Source organism: Betaproteobacteria bacterium, assembly GCA_016720855.1.
In the GTDB taxonomy this organism is placed as follows: Bacteria; Pseudomonadota; Gammaproteobacteria; order Burkholderiales; family Usitatibacteraceae; genus FEB-7.
In genome coordinates, this window is the sequence record JADKJU010000002.1 from 307,800 (window position 1) to 323,556 (window position 15,757).

11 protein-coding genes and 2 pseudogenes are annotated in these 15,757 nt (G+C 67.1%); 5 read left to right on the forward strand and 8 right to left on the reverse strand.

Going from position 1 to position 15,757, the window contains the following annotated elements; all coding sequences use genetic code 11:
* Nucleotides 1-42: 42 nt before the first annotated feature.
* The 3 genes and pseudogenes from IPP91_08550 to IPP91_08560 form a co-directional block, all read right to left on the reverse strand.
* Nucleotides 43-1,776 (reverse strand): peptidase M14, encoded by a 1,734-nt coding sequence (locus IPP91_08550; GenBank protein MBL0142117.1) that lies wholly within the window; start codon nucleotides 1,774-1,776, stop codon nucleotides 43-45.
* Nucleotides 1,777-2,100: 324 nt separating this feature from the next.
* The gene (locus IPP91_08555; GenBank protein ID MBL0142118.1) at nucleotides 2,101-3,537 is read right to left on the reverse strand and encodes a TPM domain-containing protein; all 1,437 of its coding nucleotides are present in this window, start codon (nucleotides 3,535-3,537) and stop codon (nucleotides 2,101-2,103) included.
* A 13-nt stretch (nucleotides 3,538-3,550) separates the two neighbouring features.
* A pseudogene (locus IPP91_08560) lies at nucleotides 3,551-5,080 on the reverse strand (amidase).
* 31 nt (nucleotides 5,081-5,111) lie between these two features.
* Here IPP91_08560 and IPP91_08565 point away from each other — a divergent pair.
* Nucleotides 5,112-5,477 carry a glutaredoxin gene (locus IPP91_08565; protein MBL0142119.1) on the forward strand — a complete coding sequence of 122 codons (366 nt, stop codon included), beginning with the start codon at nucleotides 5,112-5,114 and terminating at the stop codon, nucleotides 5,475-5,477.
* Between the two features lie 24 nt (nucleotides 5,478-5,501).
* Here the strand turns inward: IPP91_08565 and IPP91_08570 are convergent, their stop codons facing one another.
* Both IPP91_08570 and IPP91_08575 read right to left on the reverse strand, forming a co-directional pair.
* Entirely contained in the window at nucleotides 5,502-6,647 is a 1,146-nt protein-coding gene (locus IPP91_08570; GenBank protein MBL0142120.1) for an efflux RND transporter periplasmic adaptor subunit, read from the reverse strand.
* On the reverse strand, nucleotides 6,647-9,880 hold the full coding sequence (locus IPP91_08575; GenBank protein ID MBL0142121.1) for an efflux RND transporter permease subunit: 3,234 nt from the start codon (nucleotides 9,878-9,880) through the stop codon (nucleotides 6,647-6,649). The genes IPP91_08570 and IPP91_08575 overlap by 1 nt, the downstream gene beginning before the upstream one ends.
* A gap of 205 nt (nucleotides 9,881-10,085) precedes the next feature.
* Between IPP91_08575 and IPP91_08580 the strand changes: the two are divergent.
* From IPP91_08580 to IPP91_08595, 4 genes and pseudogenes are all read left to right on the forward strand, one after another.
* A pseudogene (locus tag IPP91_08580) lies at nucleotides 10,086-10,256 on the forward strand (transposase).
* Between the two features lie 94 nt (nucleotides 10,257-10,350).
* Nucleotides 10,351-10,542 (forward strand): hypothetical protein, encoded by a 192-nt coding sequence (locus IPP91_08585; protein MBL0142122.1) that lies wholly within the window; start codon nucleotides 10,351-10,353, stop codon nucleotides 10,540-10,542.
* Between the two features lie 177 nt (nucleotides 10,543-10,719).
* Entirely contained in the window at nucleotides 10,720-11,403 is a 684-nt protein-coding gene (locus tag IPP91_08590) for a hypothetical protein (protein ID MBL0142123.1), read from the forward strand.
* Between the two features lie 220 nt (nucleotides 11,404-11,623).
* A complete protein-coding gene (locus IPP91_08595) occupies nucleotides 11,624-12,613 on the forward strand; it encodes a hypothetical protein (protein ID MBL0142124.1) in 990 nt (329 codons plus the stop codon).
* Between the two features lie 10 nt (nucleotides 12,614-12,623).
* Here IPP91_08595 and IPP91_08600 read toward each other — a convergent pair whose 3' ends face one another.
* The 3 genes from IPP91_08600 to IPP91_08610 are packed head-to-tail and all read right to left on the reverse strand — an operon-like array spanning nucleotide 12,624 to nucleotide 15,746.
* A complete protein-coding gene (locus tag IPP91_08600; GenBank protein MBL0142125.1) occupies nucleotides 12,624-13,883 on the reverse strand; it encodes a D-amino acid dehydrogenase in 1,260 nt (419 codons plus the stop codon).
* 60 nt (nucleotides 13,884-13,943) lie between these two features.
* Nucleotides 13,944-14,903 (reverse strand): tripartite tricarboxylate transporter substrate binding protein, encoded by a 960-nt coding sequence (locus IPP91_08605; GenBank protein ID MBL0142126.1) that lies wholly within the window; start codon nucleotides 14,901-14,903, stop codon nucleotides 13,944-13,946.
* 60 nt (nucleotides 14,904-14,963) lie between these two features.
* Nucleotides 14,964-15,746, reverse strand: coding sequence for an SDR family oxidoreductase (locus IPP91_08610; protein ID MBL0142127.1), 783 nt, complete (start codon nucleotides 15,744-15,746; stop codon nucleotides 14,964-14,966).
* Nucleotides 15,747-15,757 lie beyond the last annotated feature (11 nt).

Genomic DNA, 15,757 nt, shown 5'->3' on the forward strand with positions numbered 1-15,757 from the left:
CCGGCGCTGATGCAACGGGAATGGGCCGGCGTTCGGCGCTCGTCAGCCGACGTCGACCTCGAGCGTCCGGTATCCCACGCGGCAACTGCCCACCTTGACGTTCAGGCGTCCGCGCCCCTTGACGACGAACGTGACGAACTTCTCATGCACGTTGCCGCGCGTCCAGGGGAAGAAGATGTTGGTGCCGGCGTAAAGGCCGCTGCCCCAGCCGTCGAGGTGGCCGATCTCGATGATCGACTCCGCGGGCGCCACGAACGTGAGGCCCTCGCCCTGCGCGGTGAGGCGAAGCGGCTCCGCGTGCGCGAGTTTCTTCGCGGACGACAGCCCGTAGGTGCCCAGGTAGCCGCTGTTTGCCACGCGCAGTTCGATGCGCGTGTGGCCCGCGCCCGCCTTCTCGTGGCTGACCACCTCCACCGAAACCCGGGGCACGAGCGCCGCCACGCGCAGGAACGCGGCGCTCTGCGTGGCGCACGTCTGCGCCAGCCTTTCGTACGGAGGGTTGGAGATGCCCACGCGAGCGTCGAACCCGCCCACTTCGACGTCGCCCAGCTGCGGGTGCTTCGCCTTGCGCCAGCGCTTGAAGATGCGGCCCTGGTTCTGTTCGCGATCGAATTTCGCGAGCGCGACATAGTCCTTGCGCTCCAGGTGCGTGTAGTGGTCCACGAAGGGCTTCATGCGCGCGATGCCGAGCTGCTTGAAGAGATCCCACAGCTCGACCACGTACGCGATGCACCCTCTCTGGTGGTAGGCGTATTCGGTGATGTCGCCGTAGAGGGGCTTTTCCGGCTCGTAGAGGAACTCGTGGAAGCCGCTCACCGAGGCGTAGCCCGTGTGCTGCGTCATCCACGCCTCGACCTGGCGGAAGATCGCCAGGTCGGACTGGTCCATCTTGTGGTCGGGCGCATCACCCATCGGCCGGATGAGCACGCCGCCGAATGTGTGCAGATTGAGCCAGGTGAAGATGTTCGGGTGCTTCGCCGCGAACTCCAGGATCGCCCGCGTCTCGGCCGCGCTGCCCGGGAAGTGGCCCGCACCCTCCTGCTTGGGCTCGGCCTCCCACCGGTAGGGGAAGTTGCGGTTGAAGTCGTAGAGGTTGTCGGACAGGAAATACGGGTCCGGGATGCGCCGGCCGTCGAAGTTGACGATGCGCCCTTCGGGATAGAGCTTGTAGTAGGGCCCCTCATCCTCGGGACCGCGCGGCACCATCACCGGGGGATCGAGCGGCGTGCCGTCCTCGCCGCGCAGTTCGACCAGCTCGCCATCGGGCGACACCTGGCGCATGTAGGTGGCCTCGCCGTCACCGTCGATATCGGCCGCCTCCCAGTATGCGTGGCCCTTGTTGATGCGGTCGTTCATCGGGCTGGAGCGCAGGTAGCGCCCCTTCTTGAGCACCTCCTCCGCGCCGTCGGGGGAGACGCGCGGAACGATGTAGAAGAGCGCCTCCCGGATCGCGTCCGCCATGTGCGCCGGCAAGGCCTTGCCGCCCGCCTCGTTCCTGCCCTGATGGATGGCGAGAATGTCCTCCGCCATGGCGAGCGCCACGCTCGAGCCGCAAAGCTCGGAGGCATGCATGTTGCCGTCGATCCACACCGCGGGGCCCGCGTCGTGCGCGTTGCGGCCGATCGTGAGAAGGGGGATTTCGCGCCCCTCCTCGCTTCGCCCGATCGAGGTCAGCCGGACGATGTCCGGATACGCCTTCGACCACGCGGAAAGCTGGCCGGAGAGTTCGGCGTAGTCGAGATACTTGGTGCGAAACGTCATTTGATTCCTCGCCATGGTTCATTCATGTCCATTCCCCTCCACCCCAACCCCTTTCCCGGGGCAGGGGGTTGGGGTGAGGGAACGGCAAGCGGCGTGCCTGCGGCCAGGCAGCCAACTTCCGGTCCAGCGTGAGCGTAATGGGCCCATCGCGACGGTACTCCTCCACGATCAGCCGGTCGAGCAATCCGCCGCCCGGTTTGGTCGCGAGCATCTCCGGAACGCGCGCCGGCGCGCTTCGGTGCGCACCGGCCCTCAGTGGCCCACGACGTCGTCCTTGAAACCAGAGAGAAGCGTCGTGTCCGTCGCTTCGATGCGCCTACCCTGCGAGACCCATGTTCGTCACCAGTGGAGCGTCGCGCCTGCGCTGCCGAACGCGCCGCCGCCCGCGATCACGACGATGCCCACGAGGACGTAGGCGATGAATCCGAAGAAGAGCGCCACCTTCAGCGTGTCGATGATGGAGCCGAACCGTATCGATTGCGTTCCCGCAGACAGCGGCTTGCCCGCCCGCAGGTTGCGTACGGCGATGAACAGGTTGCGCGCGACCTGGAGCGTCTGGACGAAGCCGTCCCAGATGCCCAGGAGCAGGAAGGTGCCGAAGAATGAAATGCCGAATCGCCCGTCCGTCGGAATCGCGACCAGGATCGGCAGCAGGGCCTTCGCGAACCGGGGAACCTCCACGGTGAGCTGACGCCAGAAGACGGCGAGCCGGCCCGGCATTCTTCCCGCCTGGAAGTCATCCCGCACCGAGGCCATGACCGCGGAAAGCGTTTCTTCGACGGCCTTTTCGCGATCGCCCCCGTTCCATGCCGGCGCGAGGACCGATTCGAGGATGCGATGCGACTGCGCGTCGGTGAGCGTCCCCTCGAGGCCATAGCCGACTTCCACGCGGGCGACCTTGTCCTTCGCGAAGACCGACAGGATGGCGCCGTTGTCGAGCCCCTTGCGGCCGAGTCGCGACAGCTCCGCGACGTTGATCGTGAACTCCTCGACGGGAACGTCGGGCAGCTGCGCATAAAGGGCCACCGCGACCTGGGTCGACGTCTCCTTCTCGAATTTCGCGAGGGACGCGCCGAGACGTTCCACGGTGTCCAGCCGGAGTACCCCGGCGAAATCGTTCACATAACCGGCGAGCGCCGTGGCCTTCACCGGCCGCGAGGCCACCTCGTCCGGAGCCTTCGCCGCTTCCGGCGTCACCCAGTGCGCGAGCCCGCTGATGGCGATCCAGAACACGGCCCATCCGATCCAGACCCACACGATGTCGGGCAGGCCCGTGCGGCCTTCGCTCCGGCCACGGACCGCGATCAACTGCGCTTTCGCATAGCCGGGCGGTGCCTGCCCCGTCGCCGGCCGTGCGACGAATGCCCACATGATCGCCGCGACCGCAGCGACCCATATCCAGTAGCCGGGCATCCGCGCGAAATCCCTCAGGATGAATGCCACCGCCAGGTCGACGACGACGGCGCCGATCAGGAATCCCAGGAAAGCTCGCGATGGGGCGGCGTTGTCGCGAAACCACACGCCGAAGAGAAACAGGAGGTTCGTGAAGAACGCCACGCCGATCACCAGCGAGCGCGGCAGGAATCCGTAGGCCGAGTCCGGAAATTCCTCGGGCCGCATCAGGTTGGCGAAGGCGTACAAGCCCGACGACACGGCCTGGCCTTCCGACCCTTTGGCACCCCAGGGCGTCGGCCACCACAGGGCGACGAAGAGCAGGGCCCACCCGGCGATGGTCATGCCTCGCCGGGTATTCAGGAACCCGGCGACAGCGTTCACGGCTGCCGCGGAATTACGCCCTTCCCCGTTGTCCTGCGCCATGTCCGGCACCTCCCCGCGTGATGGGTGGAACGACCTGGGGTCGGGCCACCTCAGGCATGAGAGCACGTATCCGGATGGAACTGGAGCCGATTTCTCCGCAGCCCGCGCGTGCCTCCTGTTCGAAGGCGTTCGCCATCTGCAGCACGCCGAAATCGTCCCGGTAGCGTCCCACGATCTGCAGGCCCACGGGGAGCGGCGGATCGTCGTGCGTGAATCCGGCGGGCACCGAGATCGCGGGGTGGCTCGTGACGGTGATGTGGCAGGCCGTCTTCATCCAGTCGATGTAGCTCGCAAGCTTCACGCCGTTGATCGTGTCGACGTAGGGCTGCGTGGCCGGAAAGGGCGGCACCTGGTTCACCGGCAGGCACAGGTACTCGTAGCGCTCCAGGAATTCGCGCATGCGCCGGTAGATGTCGGAGCGCAGGGCCATTGCCTTGGCAACGCGCATGGCATCCATCGCGAGGCCCTGCTCGATGTTCCAGACCACGGTGTCCTTCATGAGGGCACGGTTCTTCTCGAGGAGCGCGCCGTATCGCTGCACGTAGCCCAGTGCGCGCAGGACCTGGAAGACCTCGTCGGCGCCGGCGAGATCGGGCTCGGCCTCCTCGACGATGCAACCCAGGTTCTCGAAAACCGTGCGCTGCTTCTCGAGGACCGCGGTGACGCGCGGATCGACGGGCAGGCCCCCCAGGTTGCGCGACCACGCGATGCGCACCTTGCGGAAATCGCGCTTGAGCGGTCTCGCGAAGACCGAACCCGGTTCAGTCATGCTGATCGGCGAGCGGATGTCCGGTCCCGCCATCGCGGAAAGGAGAAACGCCGCGTCGTCCACCGTGCGCGCGATGGGGCCCAGCACCGCGAGGCTGGCCCACGCGTCGACCGCCGGGTAGTAGGGAACGCGCCCCGGCGTGGGCCTGAATCCCACGACGTTGTTGAAGTTTCCGGGGTTGCGCAGGCTGCCGCCGAGGTCCGAGCCATCCGCGAAAGGCAGCATCCCGCACGCCACCGCCACCGCGGCGCCGCCCGAGGAGCCGCCGCAGGTCCTGGTGAGGTCCCACGGGTTGAGCGTCGTGCCGAAGACCTAGTTGAAGGTCTGGCTGCCCGAGGCGAACTCCGGCGTGTTGGTCTTGCCGAGCGTGATCGCACCGGCGGCCTTCAGGCGTTCGACGAGGACGTGATCCTCGGCGGGAATGTTGCCCGTGTAGATGGGCGAGCCGAAGGTGGTGCGGATACCCTTCGTCGCAATCATGTCCTTGTAGGCGATCGGAAGACCGGCAAGCACTCCGATGGGGTCCGCCCCCTTCGACCTTGCCCGCTTCGCATCGACCTTCCCGGCCTCCTTGAGCGCATCCTCCGGGAGGAAGGTCACGATGGCGTTCACTTTCGGGTTCACGCGCTCGACCTGCGCGATGTAGGCCTTCATCACCTCCACGCAGGAGAGCTTGCGGGCTCGAAGAAGGCGCGCGAGCTTGCGTGCGGGCTGGAACACGATATCGTTCATGGTCTCGCTCAATCACAAAGGAAGAAAAGCCATGGGACGCAGCATTCTCGACGAAGACCACATCCACCCCGCGATCCGGGAAACGATTGCCAACGACCACTCGGACATCGTGCGCGAAGTGCAGGCGGCGGTCGCGGGTAAGGGCGTGGTCGTGGTGGGCATGGCGCAGAATCCGTTCCCGAGGAAAGCGCGCAAGATCCTCGATGCGGCCGGGATACCGTACCAGTATCTCGAGTACGGCAGCTACTTCTCGCAGTGGCGGCGGCGACTAGCCCTCAAGATGTGGACGGGATGGCAGACGTTTCCGATGGTGTTCGCGAAGGGCGTGCTGGTCGGTGGGGCGAGCGACCTGGAGAGGCTCCACGCGAGCGGAGAGCTCAAGCGGATGCTCGGGTAGCCCATCGCCAGCAGCCTGTCGGACTTACCTGATCGAATCGATCGAAACGGCTACTGCGTCCCCCTCGGTGAGCGAATCCGGCGGATTCAGCACCAACCGCTCCCGCCCAGCCAGCCCATCCACCACCTCGATCCGTTCGCCGAGATTGCGCCCCACCCTGATCGGCACGAGCTTCACCCGCCCGGCATCGTCGACCGTGGCCACGCGTATCCCATCCCCGCGGAACATGAGCGCATTGGTAGGGATCATCATGCCTTGCGCACCTTTCAATGGCAGCAGCACTTGCACGTAGGCGCCGGGAAGCAGCGCGCCGTCGCGATTGGGAAGGGCCACCTCCACCTGCATCGTGCGGGTGGCGGAGTCGAGGGAGGCCGAGGTGCGCGCCACCTGGCCATTGAATTTCCTGCCGCGAAGCTCGGCCTGCGCGATCGTCACCGCCTGGCCGATCTTTACCAGGTGGGCATAGGACTGCGGCACGTCCACGTACACGCGCAGCGGATCGGTCTGCGTGAGGACGAACATGGCACGCGCGCCTCCCGCGTCGATGAGGTCGCCCACGTTCACGTTGCGCTTGGTGATCACGCCCGCAAAGGGGGCGGTGACGCGGTTGAAGCCCTGGAGCTGGCGAAGCCGCTCCACGTTGGCGGCGGAGGCGGCGAGGTTCGCCTGCGCCTGCGCCTCGGCGCTGCGGCGCTCTTCGAGTTGCTGCTGCGGCACCATGCCGGTGCGGCGCAACTCTTCCCACCGTCTGGCAGTGCTCTTCGCCAGCTCGAGGCTCACCTCGGCCTGCTGCTGCGCCGCAACCGCCTGCAAAAGTTGCTGGTCGATCTCGGGGCTCTCGATCTGCGCGAGCAGCTCGCCCTTTTCGACGCGGCTGCCGATGTCGCGCGTCCAGCGCTTCACGTACCCACTCGCGCGCGCGGAGATCGGCGACTGCACCGCGCCCTGCAGCGTTCCGGGCAGGGTGAGCGTGGTGTCCGCGCCACCGATGGTGGGCGTGGCCACCTTCACGTAGATTTTCGCCATCGCCGCGGTCTCGGCCACGAGCGCGCGGGCGCTGGAGTTGCGCACGAAGAGCGTGCGCCCCGCGCCGATCGCCAGCGCCACGACAACGACGATCGCCACGATCTTCGCGCGTCGCACCACCTTGCGCGCTTCGTCTTGCGCCATCAGGTCTCCTCCCGCAATTCTTCGGCGTAGCCGTCGCCCATCGAGGCGCCGCTTGGCGCGAGGCGCTCGCGCACGGCGGCGAAAACCACCGGCACGAAGAACAGCGTCGAGACGGTGGCGAAAAGCAGCCCCCCGATCACCGCGCGCCCGAGAGGGGCGTTCTGCTCCGCGCCTTCCCCGATCCCCAGGGCCATGGGCGCCATGCCGATGATCATCGCGAGCGCCGTCATGAGCACGGGTCGCAGGCGCGTGGCGCCGGCGTCCAGCGCCGCCGCCGCGGGAGCGATACCCGCCGCAATGCGCTCCCGCGCAAAGGACAGCAGCAGGATCGAGTTCGCCGTCGCGACCCCCATCGTCATGATCGCGCCGGTGAGGGCCGGCACCGAATGCGTCGTGCCGGTGATGAAGAGCGTCCAGGCGATGCCGGCAAGCGCCGCGGGCAGGGCCGCCACGATGATGAGCGCGTCCGTCCACGACTGGAAGTTCACGACGATCAGCAGGAACACCAGCACGATCGCCATGGCGAGGCCGATGAGCAGGCCCTTGAACGATTCGTTCATGGTCTGCACCTGCCCGCGCATCTCGAGGCGGCTGCCGCGCGGAAGCTTCGCGCGCGTCTCGTCCACCAGCGCCTGCACCTGCGAGGCGACGCTCGCGAGATCGGTTCCCTGCACGCTCACGAAGATCTCGACCACGGGCAGCAGGTCGTAGCGCGAGACCACGGCCGGGTCCTTCTTCGGGCGCGACTGCACGAGGTTGCCGAGGAGTTGCGTGCTGCGACCGTCTCCGTCTGCGCCCGCCACGGGAATGTTCAGGAGGGCGTCGAGCGAATCGACGTTGTAGTCCGGCGTCTGCACCGCGATGTTGTAGACCACGCCGTTCCTGGGGTTCAGCCAGTAGGCGGGCGCCGTCTGCCCGCTGCCGGCCAGCGCGAGCAGCAGGTTCTGCCCGACGTTCTGGGCCGAGAGTCCCATCTGCTGGAGCTTGGTGCGGTCGATGGTGAGGTCGATGCCCGGATTGTCGAAGCGCTGGTGGATGTGCACGTCCACGGCCCCGGGGATCGCGCGGATCCTGCGGGTGAGCTCCGCGGCGAGCGTGGCGTTCTGCGCGAGCTGCGGCCCGGCGAACTGCACGTTGATCGCCGCGGGCAGGCCGAAATTCAGGATCTGCGTGACCATGTCCGCCGGCTGGAAGAAGAACTCGATGCCCGGGAAGCGGGGCGGCAGCTCGCGGCGCAGGAGCGTCACCCACTCGTCGGTGGGGCGGTGGCCCTCCTTGAGCGACATCAGGATCTCGCCGTCCAGCGTGCCGATGGTGCCCGCGTTGCTGTACGAGAGGTTGATGCTGCTGTTGGGCACGCCCAGGTTGTCGAGGATGGTGTCCAGCTCGGCGGCCGGAATGAGCTTGCGGATCTCGGTCTCGATTCGGCCGGCGACCTGTGCGGTCTCCTCGATGCGGGTGCCCGTGGGCGCGCGGAAATGCAGCCGGACCTGCCCGCCGTCCACTTTCGGGAAGAAGTCCCTCCCCAGGAACGGGTACAGGGCGCAGGAGAGGAGCGTGAAGAGGAGGAAGGCGCCGCCGAAGAGCGCGCGACGGGTGAGGACCGCTTCGAGCGTGGCGGCGTAGGCGGACCGGGCGCGTTCGAACTGGCGGTCGAAGGCAAGGTGGAGACGATGGAATGCGCCGCCTGCCTTGCGAGGGGACGGGAGGGGAGTCGCGCGCTTCTTCCCCATCATCAGCATCATCAGCGTGGGCACCAGCGTGCGCGACAGGATGTAGGCCATCGCCATGGCGAAGACCACGGACATGGCCATCGGGACGAACAGGAACCGGGCCACGCCGGTGAGGAAGAACATGGGCACGAAGACGATGCAGATGCACAGCGTCGAGACGAAGGCGGGCACGCCGATCTCGTTGGCGCCGTGGAGGATTGCCTCGTGCAGGGGCGTGCCGTGGTGCAGGTGGCGCTCGATGTTCTCGATGGTGACGATCGCCAGGTCCACGAGGATTCCCACCGCGAGCGCGAGGCCGCCGAGGGTCATGATGTTCAGCGTCTCGCCCAGCACGCGCAGCATGAGGATGGAGGCAAGCAGCGACAGCGGTATCGTCACCGCGACGATGAAGGTGCTCTTCCAGTTGCCGAGAAAGAGCAGCACGAGAAGCGCGGTGAGGCCGGCTGCGATCAGCGCCTCGAGCACGACCGTCTTCACGGCCGACTTCACGAACACCGACTGGTCGAAGAGCGGCGTGACCTTTACGTCCTCCGGCAACAACTGGGAGGCACGCGGCAGGATCCGGCGCAGGTTGTCCACGATGTCCAGCGTGGACGCGCCACCGCTCTTGAGGATGGAGAGCAGCACCCCGCGCTCGCCGTCGCGGCGCACGATGTTGGTCTGGGGGCTGAAGCCGTCGCGCACGTTGGCCACGTCGCGCAGGTAGGTGGTCACCCCGCTCACGCTGCGGATCGGCAGGTCGGCGAGATCCATGATCGCCTCGGGGGAGGCATCCAGCGTCACGTTGTACTCGATGTTGCCGAGTTTCGCCGTTCCCGAGGGCAGCACCAGGTTCTGCACGGTCAGCGCATTCACGACGTCGGCGGGCGCGAGACCCTGGGCCTGCAGCGCCTTCAAGTCCAGGTCCACGGAGATCAGCCGTTGCTTGCCGCCGTAGGGCCAGGGTATCGCCGCCCCGGGGATGGTCACGAGCTGTGGACGGAGCTGGTTCACGGCCGCGTCGAAGACGGCTTGCTCGGGCAGCGTCGGGCTGGAGAGGGCGAGCTGCATCACGGGGATGCTCGAGGCCGAGTACTTGATGATGAGCGGCGGCGTGGTGCCCGGGGGGAGTTGCCGCACCTGGGTCTGCGCGATGGCCACCACCTGCGCGAGCGCCGTCTGGATGTTGGCGGTGGGCTGGAAGAAGACCTTGATGACCGTGGTGCCGGCAAGCGACGTGGATTCGATGTGCTCGATGTCGCTTACCGTGGTGGTAAGGCTGCGCTCGGTCTGCCCGGCGATGCGCTGGCCCATCTCCTGGGCATTGAGGCCCCGGTAGTTCCAGATGAGGCTCAACACCGGGATATCGATCTCGGGAAAGATGTCCGTCGGCATGTTCTTCAGCGCCAGCGGCGTGGCGAGCACGATCAGCATCGCCATCACGATGAACGTGTACGGGCGGCGAATCGCGAGCTCCACGACCGAGAACCCGGCGGTTTTTGCGATGGACGGCGAGGGCATGGCGGATTCTTGCATGAAGTGAGGGCCATTTCACGCCCACTGCTGTCCGGTCATATGACCCGCGCCGGGCCGGGGGACAAGCTTTGCCCGCAGGCTTTACGGCAGCGAATCGCTCGGTGTCGAGTTGGACAACACCCTGGACATGCTCGGCTTCGAGGCGGGTGCGTTCTACGTGATGGATCGCGGCCATGTCGATTTCGCGCGGCTCCACAAAAGCCGGTGGCGGGTCGAGCTGTTCTTCAGGTGGATAAGGCAGCACCTGCGCATCAAGCACTTCCCGGGCACCAGCGAGAACGCGGTGAAGACGCAGATCCGCTGCGCCGTCGCCACCTGCGTGCTGATCGCCATCGTCAGGAAGGAGCTTCAACTCGATGCAATCCGGATCGAACGACCACCAAGCTCCACCCAGTCGATCTTGTTCGGCTCTTGATCGGACAGTAGCGTCGCTCAATCAGAAGGAAAGCCAAGTCTTGGGACGCAGCATTCTCGACGAAGACCATATCCACCCCCCGATCCGGGACAACGTCGCCAGCGACCACTCGGACATCGCGCGCGAAGTGCTGCCGGCGGTCGCCAGGCAAGGCGTGGTCGTGGTGAGCGGGGCGGACGAGATGGATCGGCCTGGAACGGATCAAGGCATGCGGCGGGTGCTCGGGAACTGAGGCTGATTCCTTGCCACCGCGGCCCGGCGGTTACATTTCGATACTCTCCCGCGCCAACCGAATGGCGGGGCCGTGCGTTAATGGTGCGATGGACCGCTGAAGGCAGCAGTGATTGCGCCATCATGCGGACGTACTTCGCTTCAAAGGATTGGTGGTCACTCACGGCAGGAGGTTCCCATGCTGAAAATACCGTTGTTGATCGCAGCGATCGCCGCTGCAGCCGGTGGCCTGGCGTTTTCGACGCAGGCATCCGCAGGAGATCCCGTTGCAGGCGCCATCATCGGTGGCGGAATCGGCGCTGCGGTCGGCGGCCCGCCTGGCGCTGCCGTGGGCGCCGTCATCGGCACCATCATCGGGACCGCGGACAGGCGTTACTACGGGCCGTATTACGGCCCCCCTGGCGCCTATGCGCCCGCGCCTGCCTATGCCCCCGCGCCGGCCTATGCCCCCGCGCCGGCCTATGCACCCGCTCCCGCTTATGCCCCCGCATCCGGTTACTACGAGCCCGAGTCCGCATTCCCCGAACCCGCTCCGGCGTACTACGCGCCTGCACAGACGTACTACGCGCCGCCAGCCGCGTATTACGCACCTCCGGCTGTGTATTACGCTCCCCAGCGATACCGGCCGGCGGCAGTCTATTACGCGCCGCCCGTCTATCGCCAGGCGAGGTACTACCCGGGTCCCGGCTACGCGCCACGCTACGCGCAACAAGGCGGTCGCCACGACGGCTATCAAGCTCAATACCAGGGCCGCCCGTATCGCGGCTCGGTCGGCCAGTATCAGGGCCGCCCGAATGGCCAATCGAACGTCCAATACCAGGGCCGCCCGAATCGTGAATCGAACGGTGGGCGCGATCGCTGAACCGCCTTTCCAGCTGAAAATGAAAAGCCCCGCTTCGGCGGGGCTTTTCATTTTCAAAGGAGGCAACGACGAGTGCCGCCCCTCTCCCCCTCACCAGGGAAAGGGGCCGGGGATGAGGGATGCAACGCTACGGGTACGCCTTGCTGAAGTCGGTTCCGACGCAGGTATCATCGGGGCAGGCCCACCGCGTCCGGTTAGCCGCCGGCGGAGAAAGGAAAGCGTGAACAAGCGAGAACGAGTGCTGGCGGCGATCCGCGGCGAGGCCGTCGATCGCGTCCCCTTCAGCTTCTGGCTGCACAACTTCGCCAGGGAAGACTCGGCCGGCGCGCTGGTCGAGGAGACGCTCAGGCTGCACCGCACCTTCGGCTGGGATTTCCTGAAGCCCCAGTCGCGCTACCAGTGCTTCGCGGAGATGTGGGGACTGGAATACCGCCAGCCGCCGGACCGCGCGGAATGGCCGGTGATCACGAAGCTGCCGGTGAATCGCGCCGCGGACCTCGCGACGCTGACCCCTGCAGATCCTTCCCGGGGCGCGCTTGCGGAGCAACTGGAGGCGATGTCCGCGATTCGCGCCGCCGTCGGCGCCGACGTGCCGATCGTCGCCACGGTGTTCGCGCCCCTGATGGTCGCGCAGTTCATGGTGCCCGGCGGCATCGACGCGGTGCTCGCGCTCGCGCGCGAGAACCCGAAGTCGCTCGAGCGCGGCCTGGAAGCCATCGCGGTGACCCAGGAGAACTTCACGCGCCTCGCCCTCGAGCGCGGCGTCGACGGCATCTTCTACGCCACCAACGTCGCCACGAAGAGCCTGCTGGCGCCCGAGGAATTCCTTCGCTTCCAGCGGCCGTACGACAGGCGCATCCTCGAGGCCGCCTCCAGCGCACCGTTCAATATCGTCCACATGTGCGGCGGCGGGATCCTCTTCGAGGAATTCGTCGACTACCCGGTGAGCGTTTTCAGCTGGGCCACCACGACGGGGAACCCCTCCCTCACCGAAGTGCATCGACGCACCGGCCGCGCCGTGCTCGGTGGTTTGCCCGCGAAACCCGAGATCAAGTCGATGACGGCGCAGGCACTCAAGGCCCGCGCCCGCACCTCCCTCGCCGAAATGGGCGGCCGCCACCACCTCCTGGGACCCGATTGCTCGATCAACCCCGATACGCCCGAGGAACTGCTGCACGCCGTGGGCGAGGTCGTGCGAGCCGCCGCCTGAGGCGGCGTTCTCAGGCGACGCCGAGGAAGGGAAAATCCACCCCGGGCCGGCGGCCGGCGACGATCTCGGCGATCGCACGACCCGACCCGCAGGATTGCGTCCAGCCCACGGTGCCGTGTCCGGCATTGAGGAAGAGGCCCGGCACCTTCGAGCGCCCCACGCAGGGAAGGTTGCTCGGCGTGGTGGGCCGAAGACCCGCCCAGAACTCCGCGCGCCCCGCGTCCCCCGCGCCGGGAAACAGCTCCAGGGTGTGACGCACCAGCGCCTCGCAGCGCTTGCGGTCCACAGTCAGGTCGAAATCCGCGATCTCCGCGGTGCTCGTGGCGCGGATCCGATCGCCCAGCCGGGAAAAGGCGATCTTCGCCGCCGCGTCGGTCACGCCGATGCGCAGCGCCGCCTTCTCGTCGGCCACCGGGAGCGTGATCGAGTAGCCCTTTACCGGGTAGATGTCGAGATCGACACCCACCGGCTTTACCAGCGCCGGCGTGTGCGGACCCAGGCACACCACGGTGCAACGTGCGGCGATGGACTCGCGCCTGCCGTCGGCGTGATCCACCTCGGCACCCTTCACCTCGCCGTTCTCCAGGAGGAGGCGGCGCACCGTTGACCCGTAGTCGAAGCGGATGCCCCGCTCGGTCCCCAGCCTCGCCAGCGCCTGCGTGAACTGGTGGGCGTCGCCCGTCTCGTCGTGGCGGGAATAGATGCCGCCTGCGAGCCGGTCGCGCAGGTGAGCCAGCGCGGGCTCGGTGGCAATGCACTCGTCGACATCGAGAACGGTGCGCTTCAGGCCATGCGCCTGGAGGCGCCGCGCCGTGGCGGCCGCCTTGCCGAAAGCCTGCGGATCGGTGTGGAAAAGCAGGATCCCGCCCTCATGGAAGTCGTATCCGATGCCCGTCTCGGCGCGCAGGGCCCGCAGCGTTTCGCGGCTGTAGAGGCTGATGGCGGCCAGATGAAGGAGGTTCCTCGAGTAGCGCGCGGGCGAGCATTCGCGAAGGAACTTCGCGAGCCATCGCCACTGATCGAAGCGCCAACGCGGGCGCCACACGAGAGGTGCCCCGTCCTGCAGGAGCCACCGGGGCAACTGGCGCAACGTCGAGGGGTTGGACCAGGGCTCGGCCAGGTGCGCCGATACCTGGCCCGCGTTGGCGAAGCTCGACTCGAGGGCCGCGCCTTCGCGCCGTTCGATCACGCGAACGTCGTGGCCCTGCGCCCTCAGGTACCACGCTGTCGTGACGCCGATGACCCCGGCGCCGAGGACGAGGACAGTCACCCGGCCTGCCTCCTCAATCGACCTGCGCGCCGGTTTCGTTGACGATGCGGCTCCACTTGCTCAATCGACCTGCGCGCCCGTTTCCTTGACGATGCGGCTCCACTTGGCGAACTCGGCGCGCTGGAAGGCATCGAACTGCGCGGGAGTGTTCCCGACGGGAATGCCGCCCAGTCCGCGGATCTTCTCGCGCACGTCGGGCAGCCCCACGATGCGCACGATCTCCGCATTGAGCTTCTTCACGATCGCGGGCGGCGTGCCCTTCGGCGCCCACATCCCGTGCCAGGTCGAGAGGTTCATCTGCGGCATCTTGAGTTCCTGGAACGTCGGCACGTCCGGCAGAATCGGCGAGCGCTTCTCGGAGGAGACCGCCAGGGCCCGCATGCGGCCGCCCTGGATGTTGCCCATGGCGGCGGTTAGCGCATCGAACATCAGCGGCACCTGCCCGCCGATCACGTCGGCCATGGCCGCGCCGCTTCCCTTGTACGGGATGTGGGTGAGGTCCACGCCTGCGGCCCGCTTGAACACCTCGCCCGCAAGGTGCGTGGAGGAGCCACTGCCCGCCGAGGCGTAGGCCAGGCCGGGCTTCGCCTTGGCCCACTCGATGACGTCGTGCACCGACTTCGCCGCGTTGCCGGAGCCCGTGAGCATGACCATCGGCACTTCCGTTGCCTGCCCCACCGCGACGAAGTCGTCGAGGGCGTTGTAGGTGATCTTGCTGAAGAGGCTGGGCACGATCACGTGGATCGAGGAGTTCACCAGAAGCGTGTAGCCGTCGGGCGCGGACTTGGCCACGCTATCGGCGCCGATCATGCCCGAGGCGCCGGACTTGTTCTCGATGACGAACGACTGGCCGAACGTCTCGCTCATCTTCTGCGCGAGGATTCGCGCCACGATGTCCACCGAGCCGCCCGGGGCGAAGGGAGCAATGATCTTCACGGCGCGGGTGGGCCACTCCTGCGCATGCGCCGCCCCTGCCACCATGGCCACCAACCCCAGAACCGCAAGCAGCTTCTTCATCATGATGCCTCCTGTCGTTCGATGATCTAAACGGGGCCAACCCTGCGCCCCACTCCCTTTGCCTCAGAAGACCCCGGAATAGCCTCCCCCGTCAATGAGGATGTTCTGGGCCGTGATGAATCCCGCATCCGCCGAGCAGAGGAATGCACAGAGCGCGGCGAATTCCTCGGGCCGGCCGAATCGACCCGCGGCGTTGGTGGAGCCGCGCTCCTTCCACACCTCGTCGAAGGGCTTGCCGCTTCTCTGCGCCAGCGTGCGCCCGAATTCGAGCTGCGTCTCGGTGGCGAAGACGCCGGTAAGCAAGGCGTTCGCCGTGACGTTGTGGCGGACGCCCTCGCGTCCGATGCCGTTCATGAAGCCCGCCAGGCCCAGCCGGGGACTCACCGACAGCATGTGCTCGAGCTTTGGCTCCTTCACGAAGCGCGAGGTGACCGCGACGATGCGGCCGAACCGCCGCGCCATCATGCCGTCGACCACGCCGGTGATGAGCTCGATGGGCGAGAGCATCATGGAGTCCAGCGCGCGAATCCAGTCGTCGTGGGTCCAGTCGCGGAAATCGGGGTTCTCGTCGGGCCACGCGCCGCAGTGCACGAGGATGTCGGGATTGCTGCATGCGGCGAGGAGGCTCTTGCGCCCTTCGCTCACGGAAAGATCGGTGGCCACGGTCTCCACCTTCACGCCGCTGGCGCTCCGGATCAGTTCCGCGGCGGCTTGCAGCGCCTTCGCATCGCGCGCGGCCAGCACGAGATCGACGCCCTCGGCGGCCAGCCGCGCCGCGCAGGCGTTGCCCAGACCGCGGCTTGCGCCGCACACGATCGCCTTGCGGCCTCGAATCCCCAGATCCATTCCCGCTCCGT